Genomic DNA, 25,565 nt, shown 5'->3' with positions numbered 1-25,565 from the left:
TTATCGCTCACTGACATGCTTCGCAGTCGGGTTCATCAATGCTGCATACTTGTGGCTGCGGTGCCGCCACGGGGGCATCCTGCTGGTTCACGCCGGTCGCACCCAGCGAGCGCAGGTAGTAGGTAGTTTTCAAGCCACGCTCCCAGGCCAGTTGGTAGAGTTCATCCAGTTTTTTACCGCTAGGTTCGGCCATGTAGAGGTTCAGGCTCTGGGCCTGGTCCAGCCACTTCTGGCGGCGGGATGCAGCTTCCACCAGCCAGCGCGCGTCGATCTCAAACGCAGTGGCGTAACGGGATTTCAGTTCCGTGGGTATGCGTTCGATTTGCTGCACGCTGCCGTCGAAATATTTGAGGTCGTTCACCATCACGTTGTCCCACAGGCCGACCGCCTTGAGGTCGCGCACCAGCGAGGGATTCACCACGGTGAATTCACCGGAGAGGTTCGATTTCACGAACAGGTTTTGGTACGCCGGTTCGATGGATTGAGACACGCCCACGATGTTGGAAATGGTGGCGGTGGGTGCAATGGCCATCACGTTACTGTTGCGCATGCCGTGCTGTGCAATGAGATCGCGCACTGGCGCCCAGTCCAGACGGCTGTCGGTGTTCACGCTGATATCACCTTCCCGGCGCGCATTTTTCAGCAATTCAATGGAATCGATGGGCAGTATTCCCTGACTCCACAGAGAGCCTTCGTAGCTTTCATAAGCGCCCCGCTCTGCTGCCAGCTGGGCGGATGCACGTATGGCGAAGTAGCTCAACTGCTCCATGGCCACATCGGCGAATTCCACCGCTTGTGGGCTAGTGTACGGCAGGCCCAGTGCGTAAAGCGCATCCTGAAAACCCATCAGGCCGAGGCCCACCGGGCGGTGTTTCAGGTTGGAGTTACGCGCTTGAGGTACGGCGTAGAAGTTGATGTCGATAACGTTATCGAGCATGCGCACGGCGGTGTTTACGGTGCGCTCAAGTCGCTGTACGTCCAGCTCGCCGTTGTTGATGTGAGCGGCGAGGTTCACCGAGCCCAGATTGCATACGGCAATTTCGTCGACGCTGGTGTTCAGGGTGATTTCGGTGCACAAGTTGGAGCTATGCACCACGCCCTTGTGCTGCTGCGGCGAGCGCAGATTGCAGGGGTCTTTGAAGGTGATCCACGGGTGGCCGGTTTCAAACAGTACGGTCAGCATTTTGCGCCACAGCTGTTTGGCCGGGATGGTTTTGAATAGTTCGATTTTGCCTTCTGCAGCCAGTGCTTCGTAGTGTTCGTAACGCTCGCGGAATTCATTGCCGTAAAGGTCATGCAGATCGGGCACATCGCTGGGGCTGAACAGGGTCCAGTCGCGGTCTTGTCGCATGCGCTCAATCAGCAAGTCCGGCACCCAATTGGCGGTGTTCATGTCGTGGGTACGGCGGCGTTCATCACCGGTGTTTTTACGCAGTTCCAGAAACTCTTCGATGTCCAGATGCCAGCTTTCTAGGTAGGCGCACACGGCACCTTTGCGCTTGCCGCCTTGGTTTACGGCGACGGCGGTGTCGTTCACTACTTTCAAGAAGGGCACTACGCCTTGGCTTTGGCCGTTGGTGCCTTTGATGCGGGAGCCCAGAGCGCGCACCGGAGTCCAGTCATTACCCAGTCCGCCAGCCCATTTGGAGAGCAGAGCGTTGTCGCGAATGGCGCCGTAGATGCCTTCAAGGTCGTCGCCCACGGTGGTGAGGTAGCAGGACGACAGTTGGGAGTGGCGGGTGCCACTGTTGAACAGTGTGGGGGTGGAGGACATGTAGTCGAAGGACGACAATAGGTTATAGAACTCTATGGCACGGCTGTTCGGATCGTCTTCACGTAGCGCCAAGCCCATGGCAACGCGCATAAAGAATACCTGTGGCAGCTCCAGACGATCTTCTTTCCAGTGCAGGAAGTAACGGTCGTACAGGGTTTGCAGACCTAAGAAGCCAAACTTCTGGTCACGTTCAGGCTTGATCGCGGCACCCAGCTGCTCAAGATCAAACGCGGCCATGGCTTCATCCAACAACTCGTAACGAATGCCAGCGTGAATAAAAGCGCTCAGAGCTTGTGGATAAACGTCGGCGAGGCTCAGAGTGGTGTCAAGGTTCAGTGCGGTCACGCTTTCAAGGCGCAGCTGTTCCAAGAGCAAGCGGGCGGTTACAGCGCTATAGTCTGGTTCCCGCTCAATACGGCCGCGGGCGGTCATAATCAAGGCGCTTAGCACTTCGGCTTCGTCGATGCCGTTGTAAAGGTTGCGAATGGCCTCTTCCACCAAGGACTCAGTTTCAATACCTTCTAACCCGAGTGCCGCACTGTCCACTTGCTGCTTCATCAAGCCCAAGTCCAGTGGTACCGTTTGGCCATCAGGCCGTTTCACCGTCAACGTTGGGTGAGCCTCTACAGGCTCATGCTGAGCACGTTTGCGGGCATGTTCTTCACGGTAGAGTACATAAGCGCGGGCCACCTTTTGTTCTTCTGCGCGCATCAAGGCCAGTTCTACCTGGTCTTGTATATCTTCAATATGAACACGGCCGCCCGCTTTCAGGCGGCGGCTGATGGCTTGCACTACTTGCTCAGTTACTCGATGGACGGCGTCGTTGATACGGGCAGAGCCCGCAGCTTGATCGCCTTCAACAGCGAGGAAAGCCTTAGTAACCGCTACGCTGATTTTAGACGGGGTAAAATTGACCAAATTGCCGTTACGCTTGATTACCTGAAGGGTTTCGGTGGCGGATGGCGATGAAGATCGGGGCTCGGCGAGAGCGGTCGCAGACATGTGCTTTTCTCCTGAGTACGCGTTAAGTCCGTAACCTTCGCGTACGCAGGACAAACAAGCACATCGGCCCGTAGGGGCTGTTCTATGCGCTGTTCGTTGCTGCTTACCTTGTTGGGCCTGAGTTGGCGCCTGAGTCGCGAAGGTACAGTAGTAGTATTCCTTGGCTGGTCTTCGGACTTAGGGGCATGAACCTGTTAATTCTGCCTTGCGTGGTGACTTCCCGGCCTCAGCCAGTGTCTTTGTACCACACTCGTTCCCCAATACCGCTGCGCGTCAGTTCCGGATTCTCACCGGATTCCCGAATACCATATTTGGTATTCAACCAAGGATTACGGCACTATATACGGGAAAATTTCGAGAAACAAGGCAACCGTTCCCGACCCGCCGGGTCTACCACAAACACACTGCAAAGTGGGACATTTTCATGCTGATCACCAACCGCGCTGTTATTTTGCTTGTTGCTACTTTGGCCAGCCTCGCCCCTAAGCACCTGCTAGCACAAGAGCCGCTGCTTCCTGCATTCTCCAAAATGACGTCGCTGACAGACGGTTGGGAACCGCTGGAGTTCCCGGATATAGAAACGCACTCCCGCTACGAGCTAATGCTTGAGAATGGAATTCAAGTTGTTCAAGCCAACACCTCCGGAGGTGCGTCTGGCCTTATCACCCGCTTGGATGTACGGCCAGAGAACTCACCGATACTTAGCTGGCGCTGGAAGGTATCCAATGTTTTTGAGAAGGGCAATGCTCGTACAAAACCCGGCGATGACTACCCTGCCCGGATTTACATTGCCTTCGAGTTTGAGCCTGATAAAGCTGGATTTTTTGAACGGGCCAAGCGCAAAACCGTCGCACTGCTCTTTGGCGCAGAGCTACCGGGTAATGCCTTGAACTACATATGGGCAAACACTCTGCCGGAGGGCGAGTTTATACCCAACCCCTATACAGACAAAACCATGATGATTGCCGTCAACTCCGGCAACGGGAAAGCCGGGGAGTGGGTGAGTATAGAGCGGGATATTGTTGCGGATTATCGCCAAGCCTTTGGAGAAAGCCCTCCGCCCATTCGGGGTATTGCGATCATGTCAGATTCAGACAATACCGGCGAAGAGGCAACCGCTTGGTACGGCGATATCACCCTCACCCGCGCTAGCCCCAACTAGTGCCCTCTTAACGGTGCTGTTCAGGAAATCCGGGGATAACGAAGCCTGCCTTGAGCTTCCGAACGGGCGCTACCTCACCTCGGCTGAGAAGGCGTAGATAAGCATCGTCAAGCTCCTCCCGGAGCAGTGATGCTCTGGGACTTGCCAGAGAATAAAGCCACGCTGAATAGCGGGATCGCAGTTCCGAACCACGGATTCTATGTGTTGGTTGCTGGCGCAGTATTTCCTCAGCCGGTTCGAGGTAATCCAAAACATAATCTCCGCGCTTGAGCCTCAACATCTCAAGCGCCGCGCCATTATTAGGCGCCTCGGTTAACCGTATGCGATCAGATTTCTCAAGCCAAGAAAGCAGGCCTCCATACGTGTAGCCATTGATCACGATAACGGTTTTACCCTCAAGCTGGTCAAAATGTGTCAACGGAGCCGAGTCCTCAAGGTGCCAGGCGTACAACTTAACCGGGTATACATTCACCCAGCTCTCTAGCACCTCACTCTGGAGCACCGGAACCCCGGAGAGACCGGGAAACAAATCAATCGCACCGCTTTTTAAATACAGATAAGCCCGGCTTATAGGCAGGTAAATAAACTCGGGCTCATAGCCTGCTTCCTGAACAACTTTTCGGGTGAGTTCAATAAAATAGCCTGCAGGCTGGCCCTGTTCATTCTGGTATTCAATGGGAGGGAACTCGGTATAGCCAATACGCACTGCATTCTCGGCCAGCACAGGCTTTGCGAGGACAACAAGCCCCAACAGCGTAAGCACTGTTACACGCCGAACAAAAAAGCACCGAGTGAAAACCGAAGCACAATAAGAACGCCAGATTTTTTGCATGCTAGATATGGTACATAACCATATACAATCCCACACCTCCCATCACCACCGTGTACGGGAACGCCATAACAACCATTCGACCATAAGATAAGCGAACCAATGGTGCAATGGCTGAAGTCAGCAGAAACAGGAAGGCGGCCTGACCATTGGGTGTCGCTACGCTTGGCAAGTTGGTGCCGGTATTGATTGCAACGGCAAGGCTCTGAAAATGCTCATAACTGATACTACCCGCATCCAGCGCCTGCTTAATTTCACTGATATAAACCGTCGCCACAAACACGTTGTCGCTGATCATCGAAAGCAGGCCATTGGCAATGAAGAACATACCCGGCTGCTGCCCTTCCGGAAGTGACAATACGTGATCGATTACGGGTTTGAACAGGTGCTGCTCGTGAATCACCGCCACCACTGCAAAGAACACAACTAGAAGCGATGTGAACGGTAGAGACTCCTGAAAGGCTTTACCTATCTGGTGCTCACTGGTTACGCCAGTGAATGATGTAATCAGGATAATAACAAGCAGACCAATCAGGCCGACTTCGGCCAGATGCAAAGCCAAGCCCACGACCAAAATAACCGCCGCGCAAGCCTGCACCCAAAGTGCCGCCTGATCGGCCTTGGTACGCTTGGCGCGCTCGTTATCCGCAAACTCTTCCAATACACGGCGCACCGACTTAGGCAGACGCCCGCCATAGCCAAACCAGCGCATTTTCTCCAGTACCCAGCAGGTTACTAACCCGGCTGCCAACACCGGCATGCTCACCGGCGCCATATGCAAAAAGAACCCGATAAAGTCCCAGCCCACTACCTTAGCAATCAACAGGTTTTGAGGTTCGCCTACCATGGTTGCAACACCACCAAGGGCCGTACCTATGGCACCGTGCATTAACAGACTACGCAGAAAAGCCCGAAAGTTTTCCAAATCGTTGCGGTGCAGCTCGATAACCTCGTCATCACTATCGGAATTGTGGTCGCTGCTCTGATACCCCTTACCAGAGGCCACCTTGTGATAAACGGAGAAGAAACCGACAGCAACGCTGATAATAACGGCGGTGACCGTCAACGCATCCAAAAAAGCGGAAAGCAACGCAGCCGCGATGCAGAACAAAAGTGACAGGGCCGACTTAGAATGCACTCCCACCAGAATCTGGGTGAACGCAACGAGCAGCAGATCCTGCATAAAGTAAATGCCTGCCACCATGAACATTAGCAACAGAATAACCGGAAAGTTGGTGAGCACTTCCAGGTACACCGCGTCTGGCGTGGTAAGGCCAATCAACAAGGCTTCTATTGCCAACAAACCACCGGGCAGCAATGGATAACATTTCAGTGCCATGGCAAGGGTGAAGATAAACTCGGCGATAAGCAGCCAGCCCGCTGAAACTGGCCCCAGAAGATACATCACAATCGGATTAACGATAAGAAACAGTAAAATGATCTGTTTGTACCAGACCGGAGCCTTGCCAAGAAAATTACTGGTGAAGGCAGAAAAAATGGTTGTGGGCATTGCGGGGTTCTTCTGGGTTAGCGGGCCAAAACAGTATGGGGCGACATGCCTGTATCTTCCTTGATATTTCTGCGCCGGTTAATTGTATAAAGATACAGGATAGCCTTGTTCTTTAGTACTGCCCGCTTCGCACCACCCATCGCGCTCTAAACAGGCTCAGAGTGAAAAACAGCCCTGAACATCCGATGTTCTTTGAGCACAGCATCACTCCCTCTTGCAATCAGCCTTACAGGCTCTCTCGGTAAACACTGAGCTAACCGCGAAGCAGAGAGCGGCGACAGTGCGCCCAATCGGGGATAACCGCCAATGGTCTGGCGATCATTCAATAAAATGATCGGCTGACCATCCGGTGGCACCTGAACGCTGCCGAGACTAATACCTTCTGAAATGAGCGTATTGATCTTGCAGTTCAACGTTGGGCCTCTCAGGCGTACACCCATTCGATCAGCACGGTCATCCACTTGCCACCAAGTATTAAATGCGTCGAACAGGCTGCGACCAGTGAAAGATGCAATCTGGGCACCCGGCAGAAGATCCAGCACCGCTGGCTGGCTGAAATCTGGCAAAACATCCTTCGGAGCTTCAGTTGGCGCGTTTGCCAGTTGTTGGCCGGAGCCTGAACGATTAACCGAAAGCTCATCGCCTGTTGCCAACTTTGCGCCATTGCCTTCAAAACCACCCAACTCTTCACGGGTTACGCAAGCCACGCTGCCCAACACGGGCTCTGCCGCAAAGCCACCACACACAGCAAGATAAGCCCTTAGTCCACTTACCGGCGCAGCGAATGTCAGTGTGTCGCCAGCTTTCCAGATTGTTCGTTGCCACAGCGGAACTGGCTTGTGCTCAATGGTGGCGCCCAAGTCTGCACCGGTAATCGCGATTTCCAGATCTCTCACCGCGACGAGCTTCAGCCCGCCGAAGGTGATTTCCAGATTGGCAGATCCCCAGAGATTGCCCGTGAGATGGTTGGCCCAAGCCCACGAGTACAGATCTGCTGGCCCGCCCTGAGTCACACCTAAATGCCGCACTCCAAACCGCCCGCTGTCCTGTAGCAATGCGAGGGGCCCGGCACACAGCACTCGGATACCCGGCTCAGGCAAATCATGTTGTGTCACGTTATGGGCTCCAGTGGCGCGGTGTTTCCGCCCTCACGTTCAAATACCTCGCGGCTCACAGGGACAAAACGCACCCGATCGCCTACCCTCAGAAGACTAAAGCCGTCACGCTCACGATCGAATAGGCGCGCACTGGTGCGTCCCAGTAGGTTCCAACCACCCGGGGTTTCTGTTGGGTATGCTGCTGTTTGGAGCCCTGCAAGAGCAACACTTCCGGCGGGAACCCGCTTGCGGGGCGTATTCAGGCGTGCGCATTCGAGGCGAGGATCGACTAAGCCCATAAAGGCAAAGCCCGGTGCAAAACCCAAGGCAAAAACCCTATAGGCGCGCTCGCTGTGGGCTTCAATAACATCACTAACCGCCATACCAGCGCCTTCCGCTACCCTTGGTAGTTCCGGGCCTACGCGGGCGTCGTACCAAGTGGGCAATTCGTGTACCTCACCTTCATGGGCAGTCTCTTCCGGTTCAAGATCAACCAACGTCTGGCAAATAATTGCCCGTGCCTGCGAGGGCGACACGCTAAGCGGATCAAACACAATCAGAAGCGTTGTATAGGAGGGTACTAGATCAACCAGCGCATCGCCAAAGGCCTCCTCACACCGGCGTGCCAACGCAGACAGCCAGGACACATTACGCTCGTCAATCGACGCAAACATCCTGACAATCCAGGCATCCAACCCGGCAGATTCGAGCACGGGCTTCCAACTCACGATGAGATTGCCTCTTCCACAGCCTGCGCAACGCCAAGCAAACTGCGATCGGAGCCATGTTGGCCAACTAACATCAGGCCGCTGGGCAAGTCACCACTGCGATGATTTGGGAGCGTAATAGCGCAGAGATCAAGAAGGTTCGCGACCGTTGGGTTGCGCAATACAAGCAAGTTCAGGCGTAAGTAATCCGCATCGCTCTCCAACTCTGTAAGCAGAGGTGGCGCAATAGCAACCGTGGGCGCAAGAAGCCCGTCGTAGGCACTAAGCCATTGGCTTGCCTGCTTTTTTAGCGCCGCCCGTAGCTGCAGCAGGTCGAGGTAATCTGCCGCACTGATACCCGCGCCCCGCTCCATGCGCTCCCGCACCCGTGGGTCGTATTCGTTTCCGTGTTGCTGAAGCCAGTGGCGATGGACATGATAGCTCTCAGCGGCTGCAAGCCCTCCACTCTTCATAAGCTCCGGTAATCTATCCAACACAGGAACCTGTGTTTCCACGACCTGAGCCCCGCAATCGCGCAGTTTGCGCAGACTGCTGGCGAACGCTTCAGCGACCCCGGAAGACAAGTCGTCCAGCATGTAGTTAGTGGGTACCACAAAGCGGCGGCCGCGCAGATCTGCCTGAGCGTTCTTCTGCCAAGGCTCCCCTGCCATCACGGCATCCAATCGCGCACAGCAATCAACGCTATGGGCGATAGGACCAATGGAGTCGAGGCTTTGAGATAAGGGGAACACACCGTCACGAGGTATGCGTTTTTGGGTAGGTTTGAAGCCCACCAAACCGCAGAAAGCGGCAGGTATGCGCACCGAACCTCCAGTGTCACTTCCAATCGCTGCCACAGCCATTCCACAAGCGACAGCGGCTGCAGCTCCGGATGATGAGCCTCCGGATATACGGCCTGATGCTAGCGGGTTGGCAGGCGTGCCGTAGTGGGGGTTAAGCCCAAGGCCCGAATATGCAAACTCGGTCATGTTGGTGTGGCCGGTGATGACTGCTCCAGCCCGGCGCAGGCGCGAGACAATCAGCGCATCGCTTGGCGCTTTCTGGCTCCACCATTTGGAGCCTGAATGGGTCACTTCACCGGCAACATCAAACAGTACTTTTAGTGCAATGGGCAGCCCGGCAAGCTCTCCCATTGGCACACGACTTTGTTGCAGCGTATCCATAGCGGCGGCCTCAGCTCTGGCTGTGCGATCAAAGCGGGCGGTGTAAACCTGATTTGCGGGGTCATCATGCCGATCAATATTGCTAAGGCAGGTTTCAAGAAGTTGCTTGGCAGACCATTTGCCCTGCTGCAACCCGGTCAACAACGACGACAAGGTTGCCTCTTTCAGCTTTAAAGGTGGCTGGCCAGATTGTCGTTTCATATTCCCACTGCGGCCTCGTGGTAGCTGTTGCTTAAAGTAATCTCTGGCTCCCAGTCTAGTGGATACACTTGCCAACGCACAAAACGATTGGCAACTGAAAAATACCCGGATTTTACTGAAGCCTCATTGAGCTTCCTTTACAACTTGTCCGGGCTTCCAAATCCTTGTGATCTGCTTGTCTGCCAAGCGCTTAATGCTGGAACAAAGGCCACCAACAAGGCCGCCAGCGGCACAGAAGCCAGCAGAGCCCACTCTTCTAGGTTCAAGGAGCGCAATTGAATCTGAATGCCGTAATTTGTCAGTAACCAAGGGCCAAGTATTGAGATTGCCAGAGAGCTCAATACAAGCGCACTCAAACAAGCCACCACGGCTAGCGCCAAGCATTCAATCACATAGAGGCTGGCGATCAGCCCGGGAGATGCACCGGTCGCGCGCAGGACCGCAATCTCATGCGAGCGCTGGGCTTGCAGTGTGAGCAGTACCGCAATCAAACCGATTAAACTGGTCACCACAACGAAGCCGGTTATACCAAGCAACGCCCGTTCAAACTGGCCCATCAAGCGCCATAGCTCGCTCAAGGCAACACCTGGCAAGATGGCAGAAAGCGGCTCCTCAGCGTACTGGTTAATGTCGCGCTGCACACGGAATGTCAGAATTTTGCGATCCAGCCCGGCAAACACGGCGGTAATCGCGCTAGGTGTGAGATCTCGACCCTGCGCCCGCTCGGGCGTGAGTGTGCGCCCAGGAATTGCGACCCCCGATTCCCAACCTACGTGTATCGCCTCCATCCCTTGAAGGCTGATATATACAGCTTGATCCACCGGTGTGCCCGTAGCCTCAAGAATGCCGGTTACCTTGAAGGGCGTGTCTTTGTGATTGGAGAAACTGGTACGCCCGCCGCCGTGAGACAAGATGACTTCATCATTAAGCTGATGGCTCAGGGTTCTTGCAACGCCCGCACCCAATACCACATCAAAAATCCCCTCAGACCATTGGCCACCCGCTAGCTCTAAAGGTTGACCTTGGCCGTACCGGAAGTGCTCCTTAAATGCTTTGTCGGTGGCTACAACTCGGAATCCCTTGTAGCTGTCACCCAATGAAATAGGAATCAGCCAGTCGATACGCGCATCTTTCTCGAGAGCCTGAAAAGTCGACCAGCGGATATTATTTGTGGCATCTCCCATATGAAACACCGTGTACAGCAGTAGGTTAAGCTGGCCACTGCGGGCGCCGATAATCAGGTCGGTATCGCTGATGGTGCTGGTAAACGACTGCTTCACTTCAGTACGCAAGTACTGGACGCCAAGTAGCAGGGTGACGCTAAGAGTAAGGGTGAGACACACGAGCGCCAGCACCTTGCGCCTGTACCAAAGGCTTGCTGTTGCCAGAGACAATGCGAGACGAATCTTCATGCTGACACCTGACCAAGCTCAATCTGATGATGAAAGTGCCGCGCAAGCGACCTGTCATGGCTAACAAACACCACGGATGTGTTGCGCTCGCCGGCCAGAGCTAATAGCAGGTTGATGAAGCGGTCACGGTTATCGCTATCCAGTGCGGATGTAGGCTCATCAGCCAAAATAATCTCCGGAGCGCCAATGAGCGCCCGTGCAGCGGCAATGCGTTGCTGCTGACCAATGCTCAGTTGGGTAACCTTACGTTGCCAATGGCTCTCTGGAATAGCCAAAGCAGACAATAGCCGTTGTGCCGCCAGTGTTGGGCTTTCCCCAGTTGCGGATTTACGTCGAGATGAAAGTTTGCAAGGCAGAGTCACATTGGCTTCGGCGGTGAGGTAAGGCACAAGGTTGAATTGCTGGAAAATCACACCGATATGATCCGCTCGAAAACGATCGCGCTTGCCTGCATCGGACCTGTGGAATTCGGTGCCTAACAATTTGACCACGCCACTGGCTGGCGAAAGCATTCCAGCCAAGAGGCTTAGGAGCGTACTTTTTCCGGTCCCGCTTGGGCCGTATAAAAAAAGATGCTCGCCTCGAGGCAGGCTAAAATCAGGGAATCTTAGCGTCGGCTGAAGACGGTCCCAGCAAAACGTGAGATTTGAGGTTTCAATTGCTTCAGGCTTATCGATAGACCCATCTGCGCTGGATAATAACTGGCTGTTCATGTTGATCGTTAACGGCTCCGTGTATTATGCCTTTATCTTATCCGCAACCGCTTAAACGGCTGCATGTTTTCCGGGGAAGTTTGCAATGCTCCACTCTTTTCAAGGCCCTACAAAGGCTCTCGTACCAGCTTTTCTAATTTTATTGCTGAGCATTTCTATGCAAGCAAGCTCAGAACCGCGTGAAATCGACTGGCTAGAGCTCATGCCCGCCGAGGATCTGGCGCTGCTGGAAAACATGCCAGAACTGGAGCATGAGGGTGATGGGCCGCCCCTATTGCCAGACGAAATCATGACCGGTCGGGTTGTTCCGGAAATGAGCAATATTGAAAGCAGAATCCCCGGTTTTGTCGTGCCTCTGAAAACAACCAAAGACATGCGCATATTAGAGTTCTTTCTGGTGCCCTATTATGGCGCCTGCATACACGTTCCGCCTCCGCCGCCCAACCAAATTATCCATATAAAATACAAACAAGGGTTTAAGCTTGAAGCTTTGTACGACCCCGTGTGGGTTGAAGGTACTCTGGTGATTGACCACACCGAAACCGCCATTGGCACCTCATCCTACTCCATGGTTGCCGAAGCCGTTGAACCCTATGAAGAGTAACCTCAGCGCCCAAGCTTAAAAAGCTGATCCCCAGACTCCAATCGGGTTGCGCCCTGCCCATCTGGGCCAACCCATTCGATATTGAGATGTTCCACGCCTGAGAAGCGAGTGGAAATAGGCGTTACCAGAGACGCTGCTTGTTTTAAACCGGAGCACACCAGAACCTGAGTAACTTCAATGTCAGCATGATGCTCCTCCTCGCCATGGGTGTGGGTATGAGCGTGAGCGTGCCCATCATCATGCCCTAGGCGCTGAACGTTAGCAGCCTCAACTGTGCATGTTGATTCGGAGGTATTGATGAGCGGTGTAGCCTTTAGCCAACTAGTGACCCTATCTAACGTTTGTTGTTGTTCCGTTGTACGCGGTTCATGCTCGAACCCTAGCAAGTTACCAGCGGGAGACTCGAACAGTAAATCAACCCGGTTATCGTTGAAAGCAAGTTGCAGGTTGGCCTGTCCGTGCAGATGTGAAGCGGGATTGTCTGCAGCCATTAGGGGCGAACCGATGAGTGCCGAGGCGATGGTGATAACCACTCGTTTTTTGGATAACATTTCTCTACCTTATTGCAGTTAATAGTCGGGCAAGTGTTTAGGTTCCCCGCCTGTTAAAACTCAACTGAGCAGCTGAGTATAGATGGTTATAATTTGGGCTTAGTAGGTTCAGCTAAGGCAGCTCGAAGCTGCTGATCCAACTGCACTGGCTCCAGCTTTCGGCTGATAATCTCAAGCCGGGACTCATCGGTCGGCTCCGCGTCTAGCAGCGTTAATGCACCCTCCACGGCATTAAACATCCACCAGCCTCTGGTTGTACGTGCCACCCCTTTGAAGCGCTCAAACTCCGCACTGGAGGCCAAGCTTTGCAACGCGATCGGATCAAACACTAGGTCTTCATGAACCCGCCAGCCCATGCTGTTATAACCTTCGCCCTGGCCGAAGTAATACTGCCAGGGCTCATCCGCCAGCGAAGGTTTTTCAGCCGAAGCTTTACTATGATGATGGTGGTGGTGACTTTCAGGATAATGTGGAGGCAGGTTGCCCGAACTACCTGCTAGCCAATCTAGCGGAAGCTCACCCCCACTGACCGGCCCAATGCGCTGCTTTGCGGGTTGCCAAGTGTTTGCCCAGATATCAAATTGATCCAACTGATGAGCCGTACACAGATCTGCTTTGCTCGCCACCAACACGTCAGCCACAGCCACTTGGTCATGAAATTGTCGGCTAGCAAGCACACGTTTATCTTCCAACCTACGCGGATCAACCAAGCAAACGGATGTGGAAAGACTCAATACATCTCTGTAAAACTCACCCGTTAGCGTATCGATCACCTGTGCCGGGTGGCCCAACCCTGTTGGTTCGATAAACAACCGATCAGGACGTGCAAAGCTGATTAAACTGTTGAGCCCAATCTGCATAGGCAGCCCGGAAATACAGCACATACAGCCACCAGGCACCTCTTTAACCGCCACACCCTGATTAGACAAAAAGGCTCCATCAATACCAACCTCGCCGAATTCATTAACCAACACCGCCCAGCGTTCGCCTTCCGGCTTCTGTTTCAACAGATTGAGAATTGCCGTGGTTTTTCCAGCACCGAGAAAACCAAGCACTAAGTGAGTGGGAATGCGTGTTTGGTTGCCTGCCATCTGCTGATCCTTCGTCGTCGGATAAACTCTGCTTTACACCAAATATGTTATAACATAACATTTGGAGTCATTAAGAAACATTACACTTTTTTAGACCAACCCCCCCTGAAAGGGTCTACGCCCAAAAGGATAACACTCCATGTCTTGAATCGGGATTGGCTCGTTTCAACTTCAACGATGCAATGTTATAACATCAAATAGGAGAATTTATGATCTACGAACCCCGACCGCTCACTTCAACGCTTCGTCCCTTTGGGACTATCTTGGCGCTGACCACAGCAACACTCCTAACGGCCTGTGGTGGAAGTAGTTCAGACGAGGCACACAATGACACAGACATCGATACCGGCGGGCGGCTGGCCCTGTTTGATATGGATGCGTCGGCCCTGAAGTTCTTGAACTTGGACGATGAAGAGGTACTTACGTCCATGGCTATAGACGGTGAGTCCCCACGCCTCTATGCGTCACCCGATCATCGGTATGCTGTTGCTATCCAACGTGAAGACGATCGAGTGTCGTTCTTTGATGGCGGGCTTTATACAGAGGATCACGGCGATCATCTGCACGACTATGCCGAAGCCCCGACCATGCTGCCCTTGACGCTGAATGACCACAAGCCCACTCACTACACTTTGGGCGAGCCTTACGGTGTCGTCTTCTTTGACGGTGGTTCTGCTGCCCGTTCAAAAGTGACTGTTTTTTCTGACGCATCCTTGGGGAGCAGCTCCACTCTCGCCAGTCTCGATCTTGAAAACAACATGCACGGTGTTGCCAAACTGATTGGCGACCACCTATTCGTGACCTATCGTGATAGTGGCATTACAGATACCACACTCCCAGCGGCAGTCGAGCGTTATCATTTTGACGGCTCCAGTTTCGGTTTCGAGACTCGGTACGACGAGGCCTGCCCGAACCTCCACGGTGCCGCCACGAACGCGCATAGTCTCGGGTTTGGGTGCGGTGACGGCGTGCTGGTGATCGACCTCCACGAAGCTGGCTATCCAGCTACCAAATTGGCCAACCCTGACAGCCTTGAAACAGGCGCACGCATTGGAACCCTCGTCGGCAATCACGACGTTGAAGAACTGGTGGGCATTGCAGGAGACCAACTCTTTATCATCGATCCAGAGTCAGAAACGACTATTTACCAAGAGCTGGATATTGGCTCAGACGTAGCCCGACTCACTCAAGGATTTACGACTCACGGTGAGGTGTTCTATGTACTTGGTAACGACGGCAGCCTGCGGCTATTCAACCCCGCCGATAACTGGGCATTGTTCAAAACCGTTCAGCTGATGGACGCGCCCAGCGAAGAAGATACCTTGGCGGTGACTGTATCGGCGGCTCAAGAACATTTGTTCGTACTGCACAATCAAACCGTGATTGAGGTGGATATGGCTGATGGTGATGTTGTCCGCAGCATCGACCTAGGCTTTAACGCGTCTTCCGTTGTCTGGCTGGGCCTGACGAATGGGGAGCACAACGAAGAACACTCGCACTAACCCATTATGAACCGCACAAGGCAGGCCGGTGATCACTGGCTTGCCTTGTTGCGTTGCCGTTGGAGTACCCATGTTAAATCGCATTGTACCTTTTACCGCCTTATCACTGGCACTGCTCACAAGCGGTGCCGGAGCAAACGAGCTCAACCCAGACGTAAGCCTTACTCTGGATGGACACTACAAACAGAATGACACCGTGCTGTCTCATCGTGAACAAGGATTTGGCTTAGGGCATACAGAGCTCTCACTCTCCTCTCCCATAGACGACCTATTCTCGGGGCGGTTAACCACTGTTTTCGAAGAACATGATGGAGAGAGTGAGATTCTGATTGAAGAGGCTTACTTACAAACCAACGGCTTACCTCTTGGACTGAACGTACGAGCAGGCCGCTTCCTTTCTCAAGTAGGTTACCTCAATGGCCGACATATGCATGAAGATGATTTCGTGGAGCGACCAGCCGCTTACCGGGCGCTGCTGGGAAGCCACTATTACGATACCGGCCTGCGCCTAAATGCTCTCCTACCCACTCCGTTTTACTGGCAAATAGGCGCCGAGGCCTTCAGTGGCGATCAACTTTCGGAAGGAACCGAAGATATCGGTGTCTATACCCTGAATACCCGAGTAGGCGGCGACCTTTCTGCCGCTCAAAGCTGGCAGGCAGGGCTGTCTTATCTACATAACCGTCAGATCAGCGTGGACGAAGAAGACCACGGCCATGACCATGACCTTGATGACGAACACGGGCACGACCACAGTCATGGCGCATCCTACACCGGTGAAAACCTCTACATTGCCGATGTGGTTTGGAAATGGTCCCCAAACGGCAACACCCGCGAACAACAGTTCACACTTAGCGCGGAATACCTCTATGCCGATGATTTAAATAAATTTGCGACCTCTGATGACTATCACGAAGGTTGGTACGTGTCTGGCGTTCACCAATTCGCGCCGCAGTGGTCGGCGGGTATCCGGTATGGCGAAGTGGACCTGCGTGAGGCGCACGGTGATCACTTCCACAGCCAACGCCTTAAAGAAACGGATGTCATGTTGGCCTGGTCGCGTTCACATTTTTCGACACTCAGGCTCCAATACACTCATCAGTCGGCAACCGGATTCAGCAACGCGGATAATACCGTGGCGCTGCAATATGTAGTGTCGCTCGGCGCACACGGGGCTCATGGATACTGATATGCGCTATTTACCATTGTTCATCGCCGCTGTATTGACCGGGCTGATTTCTCTACCCGCCCGAGCAGACTTCCACGTGTTTGCCTGTGAGCCCGAATGGACTGCTCTAGCCCGAACATTCATGCCAGACGCTCACTTCACAACAGCCACAAGCTATCTGCAGGACCCCCATTACATTGAAGCAAGACCCAGCCTGATCGCAGCCATGAGTCGGGCCGATATAGCTGTGTGTACGGGAGCTTCACTGGAAGCGGGCTGGTTGCCGGCACTGCTTCAGAGAGCCGGCAATACAGACATTCAGCCAGGCCAACCCGGGCTGTTCTTTGCTGCAGATCACGCTCAACTGTTTGCTCCCCATGATCATGTAGATCGCAGCATGGGAGATGTACATCCCGAGGGGAATCCCCATGTGCATCTCTCGCCGGACCAACTACCGAACATCGCCAAGGCGCTGGCTGAGCGCCTTGGCGCAATGAGGCCAGACAACTCAGCTGATATCTTTGCGCGTTATATAAAATGGCGCGTTAACTGGAACTTCCATAGTGCAAATTGGCAAGAAAGAGCAAAAGCCTTGCAGGGGCGCTCCCTTGTCATCCAGCACACCGGGTTCGGCTATCTATTAAGATGGCTTGGCATAGACGCAACCATGGATCTGGAACCGAAACCCGGTCTGCCCCCAAGCGCCAGCCACCTGAATCAGCTATTAGCAGATCCGAGGTTAGAAGATGCGGCAGCGATTTTGATTGCCAGTCACCAGAACCAAAAGCCTGCGCAATGGCTGTCGGCTCAAACACGAAAACCCATTCTGGTACTACCGGGAACCGTTACTGACGACTCAAAAACGGACACGTTGGCTGAGCTGATTTCTGAAATTATCAACCGCCTTGAAAGTGCCATGCCAGAGGTTGCTAATGGGAGCCTTTGAGTGGATGCTCCTACCGGTGCTCGGCAGCGCACTTCTCTGCCTGCTGCTCGTGCCACTGGGGTATCAGGTGATTGCTCGAGGAGTCATTTTTGCGGATCTTGCGATTGCCCAATGGGCGGCGCTGGGAACTCTGGCGGGATTGTATTTCCTGCCAGACCATACACTTGCAGGGGCGTCGATAAGCAGTTTGCTGTTTGCCCTACTCGCGGCCATAGCCGTACAACTGATTTTCAGGTTTCTCGGCGCGGTCAAAGAGGCGTGGATTGGCATTCTCTATGTACTAGGAGCTAGTCTGGCAGTATTGATGGTTGGTGGTGACCCCCACGGCGCTCAAGCCCTGCAGAGGGCGGCTGCGGGTGATCTACTATGGGCAAGTTGGGAGCTCATCATCGCAACAGGGATACTGACAGCGTTTGTATGGCTACTCAGCTGGAAGCTACCAGCTTGGTTTTCCGGTGCAGCCTTCATGCCCGTTTTCGCAATTTCAGTCACTTACTCGGTGTCGCTCGCTGGTATTTACGTCGTATTCGCGACCCTAATCATCACACCGTTGATCGTGGGTTCTGTTCAAGATAAACCGCCAATCATCGCGGCGATTTGTGCAATCACCGGCCATTTAGTCGCGATCGCCTATTCCGTGGTTTCCGATGTACCCGTGGGGCCAGCTATCGTCGTCGCAACACTGCTTACAGCTATGCTTTGGATTGCCGGATATTACTTCAGATTAGAGAGCAAACAGGCCCCAGATACTAATAAGTAGGTAGGGGACGCCCTTCAGAAAAAGCAATATGCATAGAGCAGCATGTAGCTTGCACATTATGGTAGTCGACAACCCCACCGGAAGCGGTTCGTTGAAGCCTTTAAAGCGTTTCTTCTTGGCAAAAGTTGGCAATGCGATCAAATAAACGTAATTCAGTGAGCGGAAAAGGCTCAACGGGAAAACCGGGTAATTCAGTAATTCCGAAGATTTAAAAAAAGGCCCCTGAAACAAAATAGGGTCCAGTTTTGACGGCAGGATGTGGTGGTTGGGCCTAGGGGCAGCGCAGTACTGCTGGGGAATTTTCAGGCGGATTAACTGGTCGCAATAGCTGCTGTGCTCATAATAAATCCCTTTAGAAATTCCGTTTCAAATCCCGCCTTTCATCCAAATTCCGTGGCAGGTCTGTTTCCCGTACAAATAGTAATCATCCTCTGTGGTGGTGACAAGTTAAAAGCTGGCCTTCCAAGGGTTACCACAACGAATCATGTTTGGCATATACAGGACACTAGCGGCGATAACCGCACCCTAAATTGATCACGAACTAACTCACCAAAGCCCTGAACAAAACCGTCTATCGCGGGACGCCATCATGAAACCCTGTCATCGTTTTTATTCAGGATAAACAGTGCCCCGACAATAAGGGCGTTCATACCTTGAGAAAACTCCGCCTCAACTTCAGCCTCATCAGCCACATGGCCCAATTCTAAGCCCGAATCATTCTCTGCTGCGGAATAGATCGTGTCAGCTACCGCGATGCAATGGAATGCAACGGTGGCGACTATCCAGCGCGCGCGGTTCTCGGGAATTCCATATACATCGGCGACTTGCTTGTGGTGCTCGCCGATTTTAGCGGTGATTTGCGGCGTTGAAGCCGACCTTCTTAGCAGGTAAGGCGGAAGGCCCGGGTTGGACTTTACTAAATCTTGCAAAGATGTGACGAGCGCCACCAGATGATCCTTCAGGTCATCCTTCCCCTTACCGCAAACTTTCGGAATCTCCCATCGTTGAAAGATCTCCTCGGCAACCAGTCGCTTAAGTTCTTTAAGGCTGGGAACGTGCTTGTAAAGCGCCATGTGACTGACACCCAATGAGGCCGAAAGACCAACAAAGGTGATATTCGGCAGACCCATCTCGATACCCGCATTGGCTATCCGTTCACGGGTGATAACCGGGGGGCGACCGCGGGCGGGGGTATTTTGCGACTGTGCCATGTTTGCTCCTTGGTCGACTGGGACATCCATGAAACCGCTTTACAAAGCCCACGTCAAATTAGTTTATACGGTTGCAACTATATAAATTTTTATTTATTGTGTTGCGACTAATTATCATTACCATCCCTCAAGGTTTTTCATGAACACTCCTTCTCAGAGTGAAAAACAGCCCATCAAAGCTGCAGATGGCAGCCAGATATCAGGCGCCACTCGTATGCGAATGGCTTGTCTGTTTGTCGCGCTTTGCGTTGGGTCTCTGCTGGTTGGTGCGCGGCAAATGGAGTGGTCTCAGGTGGTGCTCCTATCAGGGGATACTTGGCTAACGCTGACAGCCAGTCGCCTGCCACGTATGGCAGCGCTCATCCTAACCGGGGTCGGTTTGGCGGTATGTGGCGTTATTCTTCAACACATTGTTCGCAACAGGTTTGTCGAGCCGGGCACCTCTGGGGGGCTGGATGCCGCAAAACTTGGGGTTCTGGTCTCGTTAACGCTGATGCCAGCGATGGGGAAGTTCAGTCAGATGCTGTTCGCGCTGGGGTTCTGTTTTGTTACAAGCCTTCTTTATGTCGCAGTGATAAGGCGTATCCAGTTCAGAAATACCGCGCTTGTTCCAGTAATTGGCCTCATGTACGGGAGCGTTCTCAGCGCGGTCGCCGAGTTTTATGCATACCAGCAGAACATCTTGCAGAGCATGCAAGGTTGGCTGATGGGGGACTTCTCCAGAGTGGTTCAGGGCCAATACGAAGTCATCTATCTCATTCTACCTATTGCTGTTCTGGCATACCTCTATGCCCATCGGTTTACCGTTCTGGGGATGGGTGAGGACATGGCGACCAGTCTAGGGTTGGGCTATGCAGCGACCGCGACGTTGGGGCTGCTGCTGGTAGCGATCACTGTCTCCGTTACGGTGATCACCGTGGGGGCAATCTACTTTGTTGGGCTGGTGGTGCCCAATCTGGTGGTTCTGCACTACGGTGATAACCTTAAGCATACGCTTCCGCTTGTTGCAGTGGGTGGCGCAGCGCTTCTATTAGCCTGCGACATCGTTGGCCGCCTGCTGATCTTTCCCTTTGAGGTTCCCATTGGTTTAACCGCCGGATTCATAGGCGGTGCAATATTCCTCGTGTTGATTCTACGGGGAGAAAAACAATGAAGGGCAAAGGCGCGCTGTGGACCATTTTCTTGGCGGTCATTGTATTGGCGTTGGTGTTCGTATTCGCAGGCTCAGGGCTTAATTTCGAGTACATTATTCCCAAGCGTCTGATACGGCTAGCAGCCATTATTGTCGGCGGAATCTGTGTAGCGCTTTCGTCAATTATCTTCCAGACCCTCGTTAACAATCGAATTCTCACTCCGGCGATCATGGGCTATGAAGCCGTATACCTGATGTGGCAGTCAATGCTGCTACTTGTTCTGGGTACGCAAGGGCTGGTGACCATCGGTTCGGGTGGGAACTTCTTTATCTCATCAATTCTAGTGCTGCTCTACTCATGGGTCATCCACCGATGGCTGTTGGGTAACGGCAACAATGACATTTACCGTCTGTTGCTAGTCGGGCTGGTTCTGACAATGGTCATTAGCACTCTCACACAGTTTGTTCAGCTTCGGATCAGCCCTGGTGAATTCGCGGTGTTTCAGGGCTTAAGTTACGCCTCTTTCAACCGGGCCCAGCCCGCTACCCTCCTCTACTCTTTGGTCGCGCTTACTGGCGTGTGTGTGGTTGGCCGCAAATATCTACCAGAGCTTGACGTCCTCGCGCTAGGACGTGATCAGGCGATGTCTTTGGGCGTTAATCACTCCAAACTCGTGGGCCTGTACCTTGCGCTAATCGCTATTCTAGTCGCCGTTTCGACCAGCCTGATCGGCCCCACGGCATTTCTGGGAATATTTGTCGCCAATATTGCGTACGCGCTGACAGCTAGCCGAAGGCACCGCCTGACTTTGCCAACCGGCTGCGCCATCGCCATCGCCATCTTTCTCGTTGCCCAGTTCCTGGTCGAGCATGTTTTTAACTACAAAACCACCGTCAGCATCCTAGTCAATCTGGTGTGTGGCGCCTACTTCCTTCTGTTGACGGTCCGAGTTCGAGGCACCCTATGATCACTGTCCAGAATCTCTCTAAGGCATACGGCACCAAGACAGTCCTGTCTGCAGTCAGTGCCGGCTTTCCACCTGGGTGCGTAACCTCCGTTATCGGACCAAATGGTGCCGGTAAGTCGACTTTGCTGATGCTCATGGCGCGCCTGTCTGAGCCTAGCAGTGGGGACATCTTTTTTGACGGCAAACCCGTCAAAGGCATACCTACATCCGAGTACGCCAAGCGTGTTGCCACCCTGAGGCAGTCCTCTGATTTCAATATGCGCCTGACGGTGGGGGAGCTTGTTGCCTTCGGCCGCTTCCCCTATAGCCGCGGGGTCATCAATGACAATGATCGTAGAGTGATTGACGAATCCATCGAGTTCCTCTCGCTTGAACCACTTCGTAACGCTTACATAGACGAAATCAGCGGCGGTCAACGGCAGATGGCCTTCCTCGCGATGACCATCGCACAACAAACGCCCGTGTTATTGCTAGACGAACCGTTAAACAACCTTGATATGAAACACGCAGTGCAGATTATGCATGCGCTGCGACGCCTGTGTGACGAGCAGGGACGCACCGTGGTTCTTGTGATCCACGATATTAATTTCGCTGCCAACTATTCAGACCACATTCTGGCCTTAAAAGGCGGACAAATCCGGTTCAATGGACCATCCGGCGAGACCATCACCGAAGCACTTTTGCACGATTTGTATGACTTGGACTTTGAAATCCTGAGCAGCGAACGCGGCTGCGTTTGCGACTACTTCACCCCCCGTTCCGGAGTATGAAAATGAAATGGAAAAAGGCACATCGGGCAATGGTTTCTCTGACAATTCTGACGGCTATTTCGTTGCAAGGGTGCGGGGAAAAATCGACTAACCAGCAGGCCTCTCTGCCTCTTGATGAACCGGTCATCGTTGAACACAGCCTCGGACGCACAGTGATTACTCAGCGCCCCCGTCAGGTGGCGGTGCTTGATATGAACGAGGCGGACTTTCTCGACCAGCTCGGCGTACCGATTGCCGGGATGGTGAAAGACTATGTTCCGCATTTTCTTGCCCGCTACAAATCGGCTCCTGGCGTGCAAGATCTTGGAGCTATTACTCAGCCAAACATGGAAAAAGTGTATGCCCTCAACCCCGACCTGATACTGATAACGCCTATACAGGCCAATCACTATGAAGAACTATCCGGGCTCGCACCCACCGTACATTTCGATGTCGACTTCCGAGACAGCAGAAACGGTCACATCACAGCCGTTAAAGAACATCTCCGGTCTCTTGGCCGCATCTTCGACAAGAGCGATCTCGCCGGTCAAAAAATAGATGAAATTGACGCAAAAGTAGCGCAAGCACGGCGGGTCACAAACGGTCGACCAGAAACCGCTCTGATCGTGATGCACAACAACGGCACTTTCAGCTCCTTCGGCGTTCGATCACGTTACGGGTTTATTTTCGATGCGCTTGGCGTGAAACCCGCCAGCAACATAGATGCATCCAGCCTACACGGCCAACCCGTCTCCAGCGAATTTATCCATCAAGCCGACCCGGACATTCTCTATGTCATCGACCGTACGGCGGTTATGGAGCGCCGCCCAGTCATGACTGCCGAGCAAATGGGTAACCCATTATTACGTCAAACCAAAGCATGGAAGAACGGGCGGGTAGTTTTTGTTGATGCCGACGCTTGGTACATCACTGCTGCCAGCGTGACCTCGCTGAAGATTCTGATCGATGAGGTTATCGCAGGGTATCAGGGCTAATTTATTACAACTTACTGACAGGAATTTCCCATGAAAAGCACATTGAATGGCCGCTGTTTATCTGCTCCGGCGAGTGAGGCACGCCAACTTACCTCTGTCGTCGGGAGGACCCACAAAGCCACACCCATAGCTCTTGCTGTTGGGCTGGCACTGGGGGGAGTGACCTTCTATGTACCGCTGGCGTCTGCTCAAAGCACTACTCCCGAGCCTTCAAACATTGAATCACTTCCCCAACTTGACGTCTTGGGCAACACGATCTCCGCAAATGAAGCCTACTCAGGTGGTCAGGTAGCGAACGGAAGCCGTGCCGGAATGCTGGGTGAAAAGGACTTCATGGAGACCCCATTCAATAGTATCAGCTACACGGAGAAGTTTATTGCGGACAGTCAGGCTCAAGCGGTAACTGATGTAATTGCGGCAACCGATCCGTCGGTATTCAGTAGTGGCGTGACCGGGGAGAACCTCGAAAGCTACTCCATTCGAGGTTTCCGTTCCGACATCGGCGACGTTACATTCGACGGCATGTTCGGCGTTGCCCCCTACTATCGGAGCTCGCCGGAGATGTTTGAACGCATTGAAGTTTTGAAAGGGCCTTCAGCGCTACTGAATGGCATGCCGCCAAACGGGTCCGTAGGCGGCTCCGTGAACTTGGTCCCCAAACGAGCTGGAAACGAACCAATGACCGAGTTTACAGCAACTTATATGTCTGACTCACAGTTTGGCGGTCATATCGATGTGGGACGACGTTTCGGCAAGAGGAATCAGTTCGGTGTGCGCTTCAATGGCGTCTATCGGGATGGCGAAACCGCCGTTAACCAGCAAGAGAAGGAAGTCCAATTAGCCTCGCTGGCCTTGGACTGGCGCGGAGATCAAGCCCGGATTTCCGCCGATTTGTATATGAGCGAAGACCGGATCAATGGTGCTACCCGGGGTCTCACCCTTGCACCGGGAGTGAAACTACCCAGACCACCTGAGCCCGATACCTTGTTGAACCCCGACTGGGGATTCAACCACTCGAAAGATAAGGGCGCTATGCTACGCGGCGAGATCGATGTAAGCGATCAGGTCATGGTGTACGCCGCAATCGGCACCAGTGAGACGACATTTCGGGCGACGAACTCATCTGTAGCCCAGATAATCAACGACGCCGGCGACTATCGAAATAACATGGGTGACGTGGGCGACGAGGCTAAGCGGACTTCTGTAGAGACGGGCCTTCAGAGCCACTTCCAAACCGGCTACATTGGCCATGAGGTAGCGATCAATGCCCAGCGATATAAAGAAGACTACCAACTAAACGCCCGCCGGGGCGTCCTTAATCAAGACTGGATCACAAATATCTACAATCCGGTCTGGGATCCACGTGATACCCCCTTCAACGTCCAGCCCATTACCCAAACCGATCTGCGCCTGACCAGTTATGGCATAGCGGACACGCTGTCCGTTGCAGAAGACCGAGTGCAACTGACTCTGGGCCTTCGACATCAGGAAGTGGTTCAGGACAGCGCTCTGGCCAGCACGGGTATGCCGCTGAGCAGCTATGACGAAAGCGCGGTGACACCCGCAGTTGCGGTGATATTCAAAGCCACGGACGCCCTGTCGGTTTATGCCAACTACATAGAGGGCCTGAGCCAGGGAGCAACGGCACCAACCACGGCGGAGAATGCAGGTGAAGTTTTCGAACCCTACAAGACCAAGCAGAACGAAATCGGTCTAAAGTTCGATCTGGGGGACTTTGCCCATACCCTAAGTCTCTACCAAATCAAGCGACCAAACAGTTATACCGACCCGGTTACTAATGTTTTCTCCTCGGGCGGAGAACAGCGTAACCGAGGGGCGGAGTGGAGCTTCTTCGGTTCCCCGCTGCACCGCTTGCGCCTGATGGGCGGCATCGCGTATCTCGATGCCGAGCTCACAAAAACGGCAGGCGGCGTGAATCAGGGCAATCAGGCCCCAGGGATACCCGAGCTGACCGGAAAACTAGGCGTGGAATGGGATGTTCCAGCACTGCTGGGTCTGACGTTGACCGGGAACACTACCTCTGTATCGGAACAGTACATCAACTCCGACAACTTCATATCGCTGTCAGGCCGCACCCTGTACGACATGGGTGCACGTTACGACACCAGTGTCTCAGGTCAGTCTCTGATCTGGAGGCTTAACATTAAAAACTTGACCAATAAAACGTACTGGGCGACCCCACACTACACCTCACTTGGCGTGGGCGCTCCACGTACGGTCATGCTTTCGGCCACGATGGGGTTCTAAGCAGTGGAACACTTTTGACAACCGCTCCG

At 53.5% G+C, this 25,565-nt stretch carries 22 protein-coding genes and 1 riboswitch; of the genes, 11 read left to right on the top strand and 11 right to left on the bottom strand.

Going from position 1 to position 25,565, the window contains the following annotated elements; all coding sequences use genetic code 11:
• Nucleotides 1-7 precede the first annotated feature (7 nt).
• Complete coding sequence (locus KO508_RS03055; RefSeq protein ID WP_216006843.1) at nucleotides 8-2,776, bottom strand: ribonucleoside-diphosphate reductase subunit alpha; 2,769 nt, start codon at nucleotides 2,774-2,776, stop codon at nucleotides 8-10.
• A gap of 145 nt (nucleotides 2,777-2,921) precedes the next feature.
• A riboswitch (cobalamin riboswitch) is annotated at nucleotides 2,922-3,118 on the bottom strand.
• A gap of 82 nt (nucleotides 3,119-3,200) precedes the next feature.
• Here KO508_RS03055 and KO508_RS03050 point away from each other — a divergent pair.
• A complete protein-coding gene (locus tag KO508_RS03050; RefSeq protein ID WP_216006842.1) occupies nucleotides 3,201-3,938 on the top strand; it encodes a DUF3047 domain-containing protein in 738 nt (245 codons plus the stop codon).
• Between the two features lie 7 nt (nucleotides 3,939-3,945).
• On the opposite strand, the gene KO508_RS03045 is transcribed toward KO508_RS03050, so the two are convergent.
• From KO508_RS03045 to KO508_RS03015, 7 genes are all read right to left on the bottom strand, one after another.
• Nucleotides 3,946-4,701 (bottom strand): substrate-binding periplasmic protein, encoded by a 756-nt coding sequence (locus KO508_RS03045; protein WP_354667998.1) that lies wholly within the window; start codon nucleotides 4,699-4,701, stop codon nucleotides 3,946-3,948.
• Nucleotides 4,702-4,771: 70 nt separating this feature from the next.
• Entirely contained in the window at nucleotides 4,772-6,277 is a 1,506-nt protein-coding gene (gene nhaB, locus KO508_RS03040) for a sodium/proton antiporter NhaB (RefSeq protein WP_216006840.1), read from the bottom strand.
• Nucleotides 6,278-6,423: 146 nt separating this feature from the next.
• Nucleotides 6,424-7,392 carry a biotin-dependent carboxyltransferase family protein gene (locus KO508_RS03035; RefSeq protein WP_216006839.1) on the bottom strand — a complete coding sequence of 323 codons (969 nt, stop codon included), beginning with the start codon at nucleotides 7,390-7,392 and terminating at the stop codon, nucleotides 6,424-6,426.
• Complete coding sequence (locus KO508_RS03030) at nucleotides 7,389-8,102, bottom strand: 5-oxoprolinase subunit B family protein (protein ID WP_354667997.1); 714 nt, start codon at nucleotides 8,100-8,102, stop codon at nucleotides 7,389-7,391. The genes KO508_RS03035 and KO508_RS03030 overlap by 4 nt, the downstream gene beginning before the upstream one ends.
• Entirely contained in the window at nucleotides 8,099-9,466 is a 1,368-nt protein-coding gene (locus tag KO508_RS03025; RefSeq protein WP_216006838.1) for an amidase, read from the bottom strand. The genes KO508_RS03030 and KO508_RS03025 overlap by 4 nt, the downstream gene beginning before the upstream one ends.
• Before the next feature lie 137 nt (nucleotides 9,467-9,603).
• Nucleotides 9,604-10,878 (bottom strand): ABC transporter permease, encoded by a 1,275-nt coding sequence (locus KO508_RS03020; RefSeq protein WP_216006837.1) that lies wholly within the window; start codon nucleotides 10,876-10,878, stop codon nucleotides 9,604-9,606.
• Entirely contained in the window at nucleotides 10,875-11,591 is a 717-nt protein-coding gene (locus KO508_RS03015) for an ABC transporter ATP-binding protein (RefSeq protein WP_216006836.1), read from the bottom strand. Before KO508_RS03015 ends, KO508_RS03020 begins: the two co-directional genes overlap by 4 nt.
• A 157-nt stretch (nucleotides 11,592-11,748) precedes the next feature.
• On the opposite strand from KO508_RS03015, the gene KO508_RS03010 reads away from it, so the two are divergent.
• Complete coding sequence (locus KO508_RS03010; protein WP_252737789.1) at nucleotides 11,749-12,195, top strand: DUF3299 domain-containing protein; 447 nt, start codon at nucleotides 11,749-11,751, stop codon at nucleotides 12,193-12,195.
• 2 nt (nucleotides 12,196-12,197) lie between these two features.
• Here KO508_RS03010 and KO508_RS03005 read toward each other — a convergent pair whose 3' ends face one another.
• A complete protein-coding gene (locus tag KO508_RS03005) occupies nucleotides 12,198-12,746 on the bottom strand; it encodes a ZrgA family zinc uptake protein (protein WP_216006834.1) in 549 nt (182 codons plus the stop codon).
• Nucleotides 12,747-12,832: 86 nt separating this feature from the next.
• The gene (locus KO508_RS03000) at nucleotides 12,833-13,837 is read right to left on the bottom strand and encodes a CobW family GTP-binding protein (protein ID WP_216006833.1); all 1,005 of its coding nucleotides are present in this window, start codon (nucleotides 13,835-13,837) and stop codon (nucleotides 12,833-12,835) included.
• Nucleotides 13,838-14,046: 209 nt separating this feature from the next.
• Between KO508_RS03000 and KO508_RS02995 the strand changes: the two genes are divergently transcribed.
• From KO508_RS02995 to KO508_RS02980, 4 genes are all read left to right on the top strand, one after another.
• Nucleotides 14,047-15,339: a hypothetical protein gene (locus tag KO508_RS02995; RefSeq protein WP_252737787.1), complete on the top strand. Its 1,293-nt coding sequence runs from the start codon at nucleotides 14,047-14,049 to the stop codon at nucleotides 15,337-15,339.
• A 70-nt stretch (nucleotides 15,340-15,409) separates the two neighbouring features.
• Complete coding sequence (locus tag KO508_RS02990) at nucleotides 15,410-16,528, top strand: hypothetical protein (RefSeq protein ID WP_216006832.1); 1,119 nt, start codon at nucleotides 15,410-15,412, stop codon at nucleotides 16,526-16,528.
• Nucleotide 16,529: 1 nt separating this feature from the next.
• Nucleotides 16,530-17,453, top strand: a complete 924-nt coding sequence (locus tag KO508_RS02985) for a metal ABC transporter solute-binding protein, Zn/Mn family (protein WP_216006831.1) — start codon at nucleotides 16,530-16,532, stop codon at nucleotides 17,451-17,453.
• Nucleotides 17,440-18,213 (top strand): ABC transporter, encoded by a 774-nt coding sequence (locus tag KO508_RS02980; protein ID WP_216006830.1) that lies wholly within the window; start codon nucleotides 17,440-17,442, stop codon nucleotides 18,211-18,213. Before KO508_RS02985 ends, KO508_RS02980 begins: the two co-directional genes overlap by 14 nt.
• Nucleotides 18,214-18,800: 587 nt before the next feature.
• Here KO508_RS02980 and KO508_RS02975 read toward each other — a convergent pair.
• Nucleotides 18,801-19,424 carry a TetR/AcrR family transcriptional regulator gene (locus KO508_RS02975; protein WP_216006829.1) on the bottom strand — a complete coding sequence of 208 codons (624 nt, stop codon included), beginning with the start codon at nucleotides 19,422-19,424 and terminating at the stop codon, nucleotides 18,801-18,803.
• Between the two features lie 214 nt (nucleotides 19,425-19,638).
• On the opposite strand from KO508_RS02975, the gene KO508_RS02970 reads away from it, so the two are divergent.
• From KO508_RS02970 to KO508_RS02950, 5 genes are read left to right on the top strand one after another with little or no spacing between them, the layout of a single operon-like run.
• A complete protein-coding gene (locus tag KO508_RS02970) occupies nucleotides 19,639-20,577 on the top strand; it encodes an ABC transporter permease (protein WP_216007314.1) in 939 nt (312 codons plus the stop codon).
• Nucleotides 20,574-21,524 (top strand): iron chelate uptake ABC transporter family permease subunit, encoded by a 951-nt coding sequence (locus KO508_RS02965; RefSeq protein ID WP_216006828.1) that lies wholly within the window; start codon nucleotides 20,574-20,576, stop codon nucleotides 21,522-21,524. The genes KO508_RS02970 and KO508_RS02965 overlap by 4 nt, the downstream gene beginning before the upstream one ends.
• Nucleotides 21,521-22,294 (top strand): iron ABC transporter ATP-binding protein, encoded by a 774-nt coding sequence (locus tag KO508_RS02960; protein WP_216006827.1) that lies wholly within the window; start codon nucleotides 21,521-21,523, stop codon nucleotides 22,292-22,294. The genes KO508_RS02965 and KO508_RS02960 overlap by 4 nt, the downstream gene beginning before the upstream one ends.
• A 2-nt stretch (nucleotides 22,295-22,296) precedes the next feature.
• The gene (locus KO508_RS02955; protein WP_216006826.1) at nucleotides 22,297-23,268 is read left to right on the top strand and encodes a siderophore ABC transporter substrate-binding protein; all 972 of its coding nucleotides are present in this window, start codon (nucleotides 22,297-22,299) and stop codon (nucleotides 23,266-23,268) included.
• 30 nt (nucleotides 23,269-23,298) lie between these two features.
• On the top strand, nucleotides 23,299-25,536 hold the full coding sequence (locus tag KO508_RS02950; RefSeq protein WP_216006825.1) for a TonB-dependent receptor: 2,238 nt from the start codon (nucleotides 23,299-23,301) through the stop codon (nucleotides 25,534-25,536).
• Nucleotides 25,537-25,565: the final 29 nt, after the last annotated feature.

It is taken from the genome of Marinobacter salexigens (genome assembly GCF_018860765.1).
In the GTDB taxonomy this organism is placed as follows: Bacteria; Pseudomonadota; Gammaproteobacteria; order Pseudomonadales; family Oleiphilaceae; genus Marinobacter; species Marinobacter salexigens_A.
This window is presented reverse-complemented; position numbering and strand designations above follow the sequence as displayed.